Below are 11,270 nucleotides of genomic sequence, written 5' to 3'. Positions count from 1 at the left end.
TGGCCATCCGCGAGCAGGACAGCGATGCGCTCAAGGCCTTCTACGAGCAGTACGGCTTCAAGAGCCTGGTCAAGACGCTGGAGGCGCACGCCGTGCAGCCCGAGCGGCTGGAGGAGGCGGACATTCCCGAAGGCGGCACCGGGCTGCTCGACGGCTTCGAGGTCGCGGCGGCCGAGCGCGCCTCCAACCTGGTCTACGAGACGGTGCTCACCTGGGCGCAGTTCGACGCCTGGCTGGAGCGGATCGAGGCCGCCGAGCTGACGGCGCTGGACACCGAGACCACCTCGCTGGACGAGATGCGCGCCGAGATCGTGGGCATCAGCTTCAGCGTCAAGCCCGCCGAGGCCGCCTACATCCCGCTCACGCACGACTACCCCGGCGCGCCCGAGCAGCTGCCGCGCGAGGAGGTGCTGGCGCGCCTGAAGCCGTGGCTGGAGAACCCCGGGCGCCGCAAGCTCGGCCAGCACATCAAGTACGACCGCCACGTCTTCGCCAACCACGGCATCGAGGTGCAGGGCTACGTGCACGACACCATGCTGCAGAGCTACGTGCTGGAGGTGCACAAGCCCCACGGCCTGGCCAGCCTGGCCGAACGCCACCGCGGCCGCACCGGCATCGACTACGAGGACCTGTGCGGCAAGGGCGCGCATCAGATCCCCTTCAGCCAGGTGGCGATCGAGAAGGCGGCCGAATACTCCTGCGAGGACAGCGACCAGACGCTGGACGTGCACCTGGCGCTGTGGCCGAAGCTGCAGGCCGACGAACGGCTGCGCTTCGTCTACGAACTGGAGATCGCCAGCAGCGAGACGCTCTACCGCATGGAGCGCAACGGCGTGCTGATCGATGCGGCCACGCTCTCGGCGCAGAGCCACGAGCTGGGCCAGCGCATCATGGCGCTGGAGCAGGAGGCCTACGCCATCGCCGGCCAGCCCTTCAACCTGGGCAGCCCCAAGCAGATCGGCGAGATCTTCTTCGAGAAGCTGGGCCTGCCCGTCGTCAAGAAGACCGCCAAGGGCGCGCCCAGCACCGACGAGGAGGTGCTGGAGAAGCTGGCCGAGGACTATCCGCTGCCCGCCAAGATCCTGCAGCACCGGGGCCTCTCGAAGCTCAAGGGCACCTACACCGACAAGCTGGCGCAGATGGCGCTGCCGCGCACCGGCCGCGTGCACACCCACTACGCCCAGGCGGTGGCGGTGACGGGGCGCCTGTCGAGCAACGACCCGAACCTGCAGAACATCCCCGTGCGCACGGCCGAGGGCCGCCGCATCCGCGAGGCCTTCATCGCCGCGCCGGGCCACGTGATCGCCAGCGCCGATTACTCGCAGATCGAGCTGCGCATCATGGCCCACATCAGCGAGGACGAGGCGCTGCTGGCCGCCTTCCACGACGGCATGGACGTGCACCGCGCGACGGCGGCGGAAGTCTTCGGCGTCGCGCCGGACCAGGTCAGCAGCGAGCAGCGCCGCTACGCCAAGGTGATCAACTTCGGCCTGATCTACGGCATGAGCAGCTACGGCCTGGCGCGCAACCTGGGCATCGACAACACGGCCGCCAAGACCTACATCGAGCGCTACTTCGCGCGCTTCGCCGGCGTGAAGCACTACATGGACGAAACCCGCGCCAGCGCCAAGGAGCGCGGCTACGTCGAGACGGTGTTCGGCCGGCGCCTGTACCTGCCCGAGATCAATTCGCCCAACGGCCCGCGCCGCGGCGCCGCCGAGCGCGCCGCCATCAACGCGCCCATGCAGGGCACGGCGGCCGACCTGATCAAGCTGAGCATGAACAAGGTGCAGTCGGTGCTCGACGCCGAAGGCGGCGCGACGAAGATGATCATGCAGGTGCACGACGAACTGGTGTTCGAGGTGCCCGAGGCCGAGGTCGACTGGGTGCGTGCCGAGGTGCCGCGCATCATGGCCGGCGTGGCCGAACTCAAGGTGCCGCTGGTGGCCGAGATCGGCACCGGGCCGAACTGGGAGAAGGCACACTGAGCCCGGTACGCGCCACGGCTGCGGGGATGGCCCTGCTCGGGCTGGCGGTGGCGCTGGCCGCAGCGCAATCGTCCGCAGCCGGGGCGGGCCCTTTGGCGAAGATGCCTCCCACAGGCGTGCAGACCTGTCTGGCCCTCGATGCGAACAAGGACGACTGGCCGACGCCGCAGCCCTGCAACGGCACCGGCCCCCTGCGCCTGCTCCCCAAGCAGGACGGCATGCTGGGCGCGGGCCTGCCTGCCTACGAGGCCGTGGCCGGCCGCCCCTTGACCGAATGCGTGCGTGACCGCGTGTCCGGCCTGGTCTGGGAGGGCAAGCCCGACAGCGGCCAACTGCAGCGGATGGCGACGACGGCCGGGCCGCAGGGCACGGGCAAGCTGCTCGACAGCTATGGGCCGCACAACGCGCCCCGGCCGGGCAGCCGGGCCAACACCGACGCCTATTCCTACCACGGCGACGGCCGGCCCGGCGACGCCATGGCCTATGTGACGCAGGTCAACGCCATGCGGCTGTGCGGCTACACCGATTGGCGGCTGCCCACCACGGCCGAACTGTTCGGCATCGCCGACGTGAACACGCTGATGGACACCGACGAGGCGTCCCGGAGGCTGGCGGCCAGGCGGCCGTCCATCGACGAGCGATGGTTTCCCAACACGGTGGCGGGGCACTACCTGACATCCGAGCCGATGGACCAGACGAGGATGTGGTGCGTCGATTTCAGGAAGGCCTTTGTGTACGGCTGCAATCGCCGGATGCGCAGCCACACGCAGCCGCTGTTCGTGCGCCTGGTGCGCGGCCCGGAAGCGCCCGAAACCGGCCGCTGGCGCGAGGCGGCCGACGAGCGCGGCGTGCCCGGCGGCGTGGTGGAGGACCGTCTGACCGGCCTGGTGTGGCGCCGCTGCGAGGAGCCTCGGACGTGGAATGGCAGACGCTGCACCGGGTCCGCCAGGCGCTACGGCTACGTGCAGGCCGTGCGGCACGCCGGTGGCCAGCCGGGCTGGCGCCTGCCCACCGTCAAGGAAATGAACAGCCTGGTGGAGCGCTGGTTCGAGAAGCTGGACGTCCCTCCCGCGGACTTTCCCGCGACGGGCGCCGAGCCGCTGCGCCGGGGCTTCTGGTCCTCCACGGTCTGCACCGCCAGCCCGGAGACCGATACCGCGCGCGCTTCCATCAGCGCCTGGGCGCTGGGCGATGAAGGCAACCTCTACTGCGAGGCGCGCGTCATGGGGCTCGGCGTGCGGCTCGTGCGCGAGTGAGGACGCCGCCGGCGCGGCGCGCGGCATGCCCGTGCCGCGCCAGTGGCTTCGCCGGCGCGTTCGCCGCGGCGCCCCTAGACTGCGCCTTCCTCCCCCTCAACTCCGAAGGAAGGCCTTTCTCATGCTCGACGACGACCTGAAACGCGACTTCGACTCCCTGCGCCCGGGCGAGAGCACCGAGTCCGGCGCCACGCGGCGCACCGCCCTGAAGGCGGCGCTGGGCGTGGGCTACGCGGCCGCCACCCTGCCGATCGCTGCGCAGACCGCCATCCAGACCTCGGACGAGGGCCTGAAGGCCGGCCCGGTGAAGTACCCGGTGGCCGGCTTCGAGGTGCCGGCCTACGCTGCCGCGCCGGCCGGCAGGACGGGGCTGCCGGTGGTGCTGGTGATCCAGGAGATCTTCGGCGTGCACGCGTACATCGCCGACACCTGCCGCCGCTTCGCCAGGCAGGGCTACCTGGCCATCGCGCCGGAGCTGTACGCGCGGCAGGGCGACCCGAAGGGCTACACCGAGGTGCCGAAGCTCATGGCCGAGGTCGTCTCCAAGGTGCCCGACGCGCAGGTGATGGCCGACCTCGACGGCGCGCTGGCCTGGGCCCGCGCCAACGGCGGCAACACCGACAAGGCCGGCATCACCGGCTTCTGCTGGGGCGGGCGCATCGTGTGGCTGTATGCCGCCACCGGCAAGGTCAAGGCCGGCGTGGCGTGGTACGGGCGCTTGGTCGGCCAGGCCAGCGAGCTGACGCCGAAGCACCCCATCGACGTCGCGGCCGGCCTGCAGGCCCCGGTGCTGGGCCTGTACGGCGGCAAGGACCAGGGCATCCCCCTTGACACGGTCGATAAGATGAAGGCGGCATTGGCTACCGGCACCCCGGCGGCCAAGGCCTCCCAGTTCGTCGTGTACCCGGATGCGGGCCACGCCTTCCATGCCGACTACCGGCCCAGCTACGTCCAGGCCGCGGCCGAGGACGGCTGGCAGCGGGCGTTGGCCTGGTTCAAGGCGCACGGCGTGGCGTAGCGGCCCCGCCGCTTTCGCCGCCGGGAGCGCGGGCCGTCCTTCGGGGCGGCCCTTTGTTTTTCATGAGGAGCGGCGGGCGCCGGCGCCCGACCGGATGGCAGTCATGACCTTGATGGCAGTTCTTGCCGCGACGCTGATCGCGGGCATCGGCAGTGTGTGGGTGGCGGCGGCGCTGTTGCGCCTGGGCGTGCGCGGCAGCACCGGCGGCGGCGCGCACGGACCGCAGTACCTGCTCAGCCTGGCGGCCGGCGCGCTGCTGGCCACGGCCTTCATGCACCTGCTGCCCGAGGCCTTCGAGAGCCGCGTCGAGCCCGGCGTGCTGTTCGCCGTGCTGCTGGGCGGGCTGGTGCTGTTCTTCCTGCTCGACAAGGCCGAGCTGTGGCACCACGGGCACGAGCATCACCATGGCGGCGAGGCGCCGGCGCACGACCACGGCGGGCACGACCACCACGGCCACGGCGCGCATGCGCACGCCGCCCCCCGCGCGACGGGCGGCTGGACCGTGCTCACCGGCGACAGCGTCCACTGCTTCGGCGACGGCGTGCTGATCGCCTCCGCCTTCATCGCCGACCTGCGCCTGGGCGTGCTGGCGGCGCTGGCGGTGCTGGCGCACGAGGTGCCGCACCACATCGGCGACCTGGTGGTGCTGCGCCAGAACGCGCCCGACCTGCGGGCGGCGCTGCTCAAGGTCTCGCTGGCCGGCACCATGACGGCGCTGGGCGGGGTGGTGGGCTGGTGGCTGGTCGAGCGGTTCGAACCCTGGCTGCCCTACTTCCTGGTGCTGGCCGGCAGCAGCTTCGTCTACGTCGCGCTGGCCGACCTGATCCCCCAGCTGCAGCGCCGCCTGACGGCGGGCCAGACGGCGGCCCAGATCGGCTGGCTGCTGGCGGGCATCGTGCTGGTCACCGCCGTCAGCCGGCTGGCGCACGGCGAGGGCCACGAGCACGGCCATGACCACGACCACGCCGAGCAGGCGCACGACGAACACGACGGCCACAAGCACTGACGGCCGCGGCGCGCAAGCAATGGCCCCACCCGGTGCATGCCCGGAGGGTGGCGCCGCGGCGCCCGCAGGTTCAACATCGGGGCCATGCCGCCAGCGGCCGCCAGGAGAGGGCCGCCGGCGGAGCCACCCGAGAAGAAGGAGCGCTCGCCATGCCTGCCACCGACCCCTCCCGCCCTGCCCACATCCGTGCCGAGGAGCCGGACGATGCGGCGATCGACGACGACCTGGACGATGACGAGGCCGCGGCCGAGGACGACCTGCCCGACGACGACCTCACCGACACCGGCCTGGACCTGAGCGAGGCCAGCGACCTCGACGCCGACAACGTGCTGGCCGACGAGGAAAGCGCCCGGGTGGTGCAGGCGCCGGATTGAGCGCCCAGCCTCCGGGCCGGCTATTCCAGCGTGAAGCCGACCTTGATCGTCACCTGCCAGTGGGCCACCTTGCCGTCCTGCACGTGGCCGCGCGTCTCGATCACCTCGAACCACTGGATGTTGCGCACCGACTCGCTGGCCTTGGCGATGGCGCGCTGCACCGCGTCGTCGCTGCTGGTGGGCGAGGAGCCGGTCAGTTCGATGCTCTTGTAGACATGGGCGCTCATGGTGTGTCTCCTGGTTGGGAGCTGCCATCCTACGCATCCGCGCCGCGCTGCACCGCCTTGCCGGCGCGCGCGGTGGGGGCAAATCCGGGGCGCCGTGATGCCTGACGCCGCTTCTTCGCTGCGCACCCGCTGCTGCATCGTCGGCGGCGGCCCGGCCGGCCTGATGCTGGCCCTGCTGCTGGTGCGTGCCGGCGTGCCGGTCACGGTGCTGGAGAAGCACGGCGACTTCCTGCGCGACTTCCGCGGCGACACGGTGCACCCTTCCACCCTGCGCGTGATGGACGACCTGGGGCTGCTGGACGCCTTCCTCGCGCGCCCGCACGACGAGGTGCGGCAGCTGGAGGCGGTGGTGTTCGGCCGGCGCGTGCCGGTGGCGGACTTCACGCGCCTGCGCGGCCTGCCGCGCGACTTCATCGCGCTGATGCCGCAGTGGGACTTCCTCGATTTCCTGCGCGACGAGGCCGAGCGCCACCCGCACTTCCGCCTGCTGCTGAACACCGAGGGCCTGGGCCTGGTGGAGCAGGGCGGCCGCGTGGCCGGCGTCACCGCGCGCGGGCCGCAGGGGCCGCTGAGCGTCGAGGCCGACCTCGTGGTGGCCTGCGACGGCCGCCGCTCGGTGCTGCGCGAGGCCGCCGGCCTGGCCGTGCGGACGCTGGGCGCGCCCATCGACGTGCTGTGGATGCGCCTGCCCAAGGCGCCCGGCGAAGGCAACCAGACCGGCGGCTTCGTCAGCCCGGGCCACTTCATGGCCACCATCGACCGCCACGACTACTGGCAGTGCGCCTACCTGATCGCCAAGGGCGGCTTCGAGGCGGTGCGCGAGCGGGGGCTGGAGGCCTTCCGCGCCGAGGTGGCCGCCGCCGCGCCGCCGCTGGCCGACCGCGTGCAGCACATCGCCGGATGGGACGACGTGAAGCTGCTGTCCGTCGCGGTCGACCGCCTGGAGCGCTGGTGGAAGCCCGGCCTGCTGTGCATCGGCGACGCGGCGCACGCGATGTCGCCGATCGGCGGCGTGGGCATCAACCTGGCCGTGCAGGACGCGGTGGCGACGGCGAACCTCCTGCGCGCCGCGCTGGCCGCGCCTGCGGTGCCGCCGGCGCGGCTCGATCCGCTGCTGGCGCGGGTGCAGCGCCGCCGCCTGCTGCCGGCGCGCGCCACGCAGGCGGTGCAGGTGGCGATCCAGCGGCGCGTGCTGGCCCCGGTGCTGCAAGGTGCACCGCCGCCCGAGCGGCTGCCCCTGCCGCTGCGGCTGCTGCAGCGCTGGCCGGCGCTGCGCGCGCTGCCGGCCTATGCGGTCGGCGTCGGGCTGCGCCCCGAGCGGGCGCGCGGCTACTTGCCGCCGTCGGTGTAGCGGGTCACGCTGTCGGCGGCCATGCTGTAGCCGCTGGTGCCCATCATCGAGTCGTTGCGCTGCGTCGCCAGCCGGCCCGTGACCCAGACCGTGTCCATCGCGCGGAACTTCGCTGGCGTGCGCGGCCGCACGTGCAGGATCTGGTTGGCCGGCGGCGGCGGCGTGTGGATGCAGGCGCCGAAGTAGGGCACCAGCAGGAATTCGGTGACGCCGCCGCCCTTGGCCTCCTCCAGCGGCACGATGAAGCCCGGCAGCTTCACCAACTGCCCGTTCATCTCGGGATTGACCGGCGCGTTGTTCGACACCTCCTGCATCTTCATCAGCAGCTCGCTGGCGCGCGGGTCGGCGTCGTCCAGCTTCGAGAGGTCGATGTCCTTGAACGCCTGGGACGGGTCCCAGTCCTTCGGCACCAGTTCCTCCCAGGTGATCTGGCGCGCCTGGCCCGACGCCGCCTTGGCCGGGGCGCCCTTGCCGCCCAGCGGGTTGGCGGCGGTGGTGGCCTCGGGCGCGGGGCCGGCGGCCAGGGCGGTGGTCGCGATGAAGGCAGCGAGCAGGGTGAAGGGGTGGAAGCGGTTCATCGTCAGATCCTGGGAGACAGGCCGTCGGCCAGCGAGAGGCGGTAGGCGCGCACGCCGGGCAGCAGGCTGGCCAGCCAGCCGGCGGCGAGCAGGGCGGCCAGCAGCAGGCCCTCGTTCAGTGTAGGAGCGGCCAGCCGCAGTGCCAGGCCGTAGTGGGCCTGCAGCCAGGGCCCCAGCGCGGCGATGCCCAGCGCCGCCAGCAGCGTGCCCAGGGCCACGCCCAGCACGGTGACGATGGCGCCTTCCAGCGCCAGCAGCGCCAGCACGTGGCGCGCGCCCGCGCCCACCGCGCGCAGCACCGCCAGCTCGCGGCGGCGCTCGTTCAGCCCCGCCATCACCACCGACACCAGCCCGGCCAGGCTGACGATGCCGACCAGCCCCGACAGCGCCAGCAGCGCCTTCTCGCCCACGCCGATCACCTGCCACAGCTCGTCCAGCGCGACGCCGGGGAGGATCGCCATCAGCGGCTCCTCCGGGTAGGTCTGCACCCAGCGCTGCACGGCGAACACGGCGGCGCGGTTCTTCAGGCCCACCAGCGCGGCCGTCACGTTCTTGGGGCGCAGGTCGAACTTGCGCACCTGCTCGGCCGGAATCTTCAGGCCCGGCATCGGCGCGCCGCCCGCCCATTCGAGGTGGATGGCCTCCATCGCCTCCAGGCCGATGTGCACGGTGCGGTCGATCGGCGTGCCGGTGCGCTTGAGGATGCCGACCACGGTGAAGGGCTTGTCGGCGTGCTCGGGCGTGAGTTCGCCGGTGCCGTGCGCCAGGGTGATCTTCTGGTCGATGCGGTAGCCGAGCTGCTCGGCCACGTCGGCGCCGATGACGGCGTCGAACAGGCCGGAGAAGGGCTGCCCCTCGTCCAGCAACTGTTCGCCGCGCCGCACGTGCGCGAAATAGGCGCGCGTGGTCGCCACCACCGGAAAACCGCGGTGCGAGTCGCCCAGCGACAGCGGCACCACCCAGGCCACGCCCGGGTGCTGCTCCAGCGCCTGCACGCTCTTCCAGCCGATGTTGTTGGTCGCGCTGCCGATGTGGAACACCGAGTACAGCAGCAGCTGCGTGCTGCCGGTGCGCGCACCGACGATCAGGTCGGTGCCCGAGACGGCGGAGGCGAAGTTCTCGCGCAGCTCGGTGCGGATGCGCTCCACGCCCAGCAGCAGCAGCGTGGCCAGCGCGATCGAGAACACGGTGAGGGCCAGGGTGAAGCGCCGGTTCCAGGCGCTCTTCCAGGCGATGGAGAGCAGGGCGGTCATGCGGGCTGTGCGTGGGCAGCGGCCCGGTTGATCTCGGGCAGCAGCACGTGCCGGCCGAAGCGCTCGGCGATGCGCCGGTCGTGGCTCACGAAGACCAGGGCGCTGCCGTGCGATGCGCAGGCCGCCAGCAGCACGTCGAGGAAGGCTTCGCGCCGGTCCTCGTCCAGCGCCGAGGTCGGCTCGTCGGCGATCACCACCTCGGGCCGGCCGACCAGCGCGCGCGCCGCGGCCACGCGCTGCTGCTGGCCCACCGAGAGCTGCAGCGCGCTGCGCTCCCAGAGGTCCGCGCCGATGCCCATGCCGGTGAGCAGCTGCTCGGCCTGCGCGCGCGAGCCCTGGGCCCGCCGCCGGGCCGAGAAGCGGCAGGGCAGCAGCACGTTGTCCATCACGCTCAGGTAGGGCAGCAGGTTGAACTGCTGGAAGATGTAGCCCACGTGCGCCACGCGGCGGCGGTCGCGGGCGCTGCCGCCCAGCGCGGCCCAGTCCTGGCCCAGCAGGCTGACCCGGCCGCTGCCCGCCACCAGCACGCCGGCCAGCAGCGACAGCAGCGTGCTCTTGCCGCAGCCGCTGGGCCCGTGCAGGAACACCGCCTCGCCGGCGCGCACCTCGAACTGCGCGATGTCGATGCAGGGCGCCGCGGCGCCCGGCCAGGTGAAGCGCAGTTCGTGCGCCTGCAGGACCGCGATGGACCCGGCCGGGCTCACTTGCCCCACTCGATGCGGGCGGCCGGGCGTTTGAGGCTGCGCTTGAACTGGCCGTCGGGCGCCGCGATCTCGGCGTCGATCTGGCGCAGGTTCGGGAAAGCCTCGAACAGCTCGGTGTCGACGGCCCGGACCTTGGCGGTGTTGGCGCAGTTGAAGGCGAAGCTGGCCTGCAGCTCGGCGTGGCCGTCCTTCGGCGCCTCGCCCTGGCCCAGCCCGATCACCGGCGCATCGAGCTGCACCGGGCCGAGCTTGCAGCCGGCGGCGGCATCGAGCTTGAACAGGTGGTCGGCCGCGCGCAGGCGGGCGGCCATCTGCTCCACCAGGTTCTTCTCGACGTCGGTGCGCGGCGCGCGCTCGAAGCCCAGCAGGCTGTCCAGCGGCGCCTCCATGCCGATGGTGACGGCCGGGCCGTCGACCGCGACGGTCAGTTCGGCCTTGCCGTGCACGTGGGCGTGCTGGGTGCGGGCCTGGGCATGCGCCGCGGTCCATGCCGGCGCCATCAGGGCGCCGAAGGCCAGCAGCGAGGGAAGAAGAAGGGTGCGGCGTAGGAAGGTGCGTGTCATGCGTCGATGGCTCTCAGGGCTCGGCCCCCTGGCGGGTCGGCAGCCCGGGCGTGTTGCTCCATTCGCTCCAACTGCCCGCGTACAGGCCGGTGCTGCCCAGGCCGGCGATGCGCATGGCCAGGACGTTGGGCACCGCGCTCACGCCGCTGCCGCAGTGGTGCACCACCGTGGCCGGGTCGCGGCCGCCCAGCAACGTCTCGAACTCGGCGCGCAGTTGCGCGGCGGGCTTGAAGCGGCCGTCGGGCGCGAGGTTGTCGGAGAAGGGGCGGTTCAGCGCCCCGGGGATGTGACCGGCGATCGGGTCCAGAGGTTCCACCTCGCCGCGGTAACGGGGTGCAGCGCGGGCATCGATCAGTGTCTGCGCCGGGTCGTCCAGGCGGGCGGCGACGGTGCGCGTGTCCACCAGCGCCACGCGCGGCGGGCCGGGCTCGAAGTGGGACTGGAAGTGCGCCGGCTCGTCGCCGGAGGCCACCGGCCGGCCCGCGGCCTGCCAGGCCTGCAGGCCGCCGTCGAGCACGGCTGCGGCCTCGTGGCCCATCCACTGCAGCATCCACCACAGGCGGCCGCAGTAGTTGGCGCCGTTGCGGTCGTACACGACGGCCTGCATGTCGCCGGCGAAGCCGACGGAGGACAGCCAGGCCGCGAACTTCTCGCGGCTGGGCAGCGGATGGCGGCCGCCGGACGCCGGACGGTCGGCCTCGTGCGCCACGATCACCCGGCCGTCGGGGCCGGGCGCGCCGTGCCTGGCGCTCAGGTCGGCGTCGAGGTGGGCGTAGACGGCGCCGGGGATGTGCGCCTCGCGGTACTGCGCGGCGCCCGCCTCGGGCTTCATCAGGTCGAAGCTGCAGTCGAACACCATCAGCTTCGCCTTGGCGTCCATCAAGGCCTGGAGTTCGTCGGCGGTGATGAGGGTGCTGTAGGTCGTCATGGCGCGCGCAAGGAAAGGCAAGCG

The 11,270-nt window shown here is 72.4% G+C and carries 12 protein-coding genes; 6 read left to right on the top strand and 6 right to left on the bottom strand.

Features of this window, described 5'->3' with window-relative positions; translation table 11 throughout:
* The 5 genes from polA to ACIY1X_RS07540 all read left to right on the top strand — a co-directional run.
* Positions 1-1,988: DNA polymerase I (polA, locus tag ACIY1X_RS07560; RefSeq protein ID WP_399679515.1), on the top strand; the 1,988-nt coding region annotated here is incomplete at its 5' end.
* Between the two features lie 116 nt (positions 1,989-2,104).
* On the top strand, positions 2,105-3,244 hold the full coding sequence (locus ACIY1X_RS07555; RefSeq protein WP_399679513.1) for a DUF1566 domain-containing protein: 1,140 nt from the start codon (positions 2,105-2,107) through the stop codon (positions 3,242-3,244).
* Between the two features lie 121 nt (positions 3,245-3,365).
* Positions 3,366-4,262 (top strand): dienelactone hydrolase family protein, encoded by an 897-nt coding sequence (locus ACIY1X_RS07550; RefSeq protein ID WP_399679510.1) that lies wholly within the window; start codon positions 3,366-3,368, stop codon positions 4,260-4,262.
* 103 nt (positions 4,263-4,365) lie between these two features.
* Complete coding sequence (locus tag ACIY1X_RS07545) at positions 4,366-5,268, top strand: ZIP family metal transporter (RefSeq protein ID WP_399679507.1); 903 nt, start codon at positions 4,366-4,368, stop codon at positions 5,266-5,268.
* A gap of 149 nt (positions 5,269-5,417) precedes the next feature.
* Entirely contained in the window at positions 5,418-5,642 is a 225-nt protein-coding gene (locus ACIY1X_RS07540; RefSeq protein ID WP_399679505.1) for a hypothetical protein, read from the top strand.
* A gap of 20 nt (positions 5,643-5,662) precedes the next feature.
* On the opposite strand, the gene ACIY1X_RS07535 is transcribed toward ACIY1X_RS07540, so the two are convergent.
* Positions 5,663-5,869 (bottom strand): dodecin, encoded by a 207-nt coding sequence (locus ACIY1X_RS07535; RefSeq protein ID WP_038205155.1) that lies wholly within the window; start codon positions 5,867-5,869, stop codon positions 5,663-5,665.
* A 97-nt stretch (positions 5,870-5,966) separates the two neighbouring features.
* Here ACIY1X_RS07535 and ACIY1X_RS07530 point away from each other — a divergent pair, with 97 nt between their 5' ends.
* The gene (locus ACIY1X_RS07530; protein WP_399679503.1) at positions 5,967-7,220 is read left to right on the top strand and encodes an FAD-dependent oxidoreductase; all 1,254 of its coding nucleotides are present in this window, start codon (positions 5,967-5,969) and stop codon (positions 7,218-7,220) included.
* On the opposite strand, the gene ACIY1X_RS07525 is transcribed toward ACIY1X_RS07530, so the two are convergent.
* From ACIY1X_RS07525 to ACIY1X_RS07505, 5 genes are read right to left on the bottom strand one after another with little or no spacing between them, the layout of a single operon-like run.
* Entirely contained in the window at positions 7,199-7,798 is a 600-nt protein-coding gene (locus tag ACIY1X_RS07525; RefSeq protein ID WP_399679500.1) for a DUF3299 domain-containing protein, read from the bottom strand. The two genes, ACIY1X_RS07530 and ACIY1X_RS07525, sit on opposite strands and share 22 nt — an antisense overlap.
* Before the next feature lie 2 nt (positions 7,799-7,800).
* A complete protein-coding gene (locus ACIY1X_RS07520) occupies positions 7,801-9,051 on the bottom strand; it encodes an ABC transporter permease (protein WP_399679498.1) in 1,251 nt (416 codons plus the stop codon).
* Complete coding sequence (locus ACIY1X_RS07515; RefSeq protein ID WP_399679497.1) at positions 9,048-9,755, bottom strand: ABC transporter ATP-binding protein; 708 nt, start codon at positions 9,753-9,755, stop codon at positions 9,048-9,050. Before ACIY1X_RS07515 ends, ACIY1X_RS07520 begins: the two co-directional genes overlap by 4 nt.
* The gene (locus ACIY1X_RS07510; protein ID WP_399679494.1) at positions 9,752-10,318 is read right to left on the bottom strand and encodes a DUF2796 domain-containing protein; all 567 of its coding nucleotides are present in this window, start codon (positions 10,316-10,318) and stop codon (positions 9,752-9,754) included. The genes ACIY1X_RS07515 and ACIY1X_RS07510 overlap by 4 nt, the downstream gene beginning before the upstream one ends.
* A gap of 13 nt (positions 10,319-10,331) precedes the next feature.
* A complete protein-coding gene (locus ACIY1X_RS07505; protein ID WP_399679491.1) occupies positions 10,332-11,246 on the bottom strand; it encodes a sulfurtransferase in 915 nt (304 codons plus the stop codon).
* Between the last annotated feature and the right edge of the window lie 24 nt (positions 11,247-11,270).

This window comes from Xenophilus sp., from assembly GCF_044462705.1.
GTDB classification, from domain to species: domain Bacteria; phylum Pseudomonadota; class Gammaproteobacteria; order Burkholderiales; family Burkholderiaceae_C; genus Xenophilus; species Xenophilus azovorans.
Note: the sequence above shows the minus strand (reverse complement) of the source record. Positions and strands in the feature narration are given on the sequence as shown.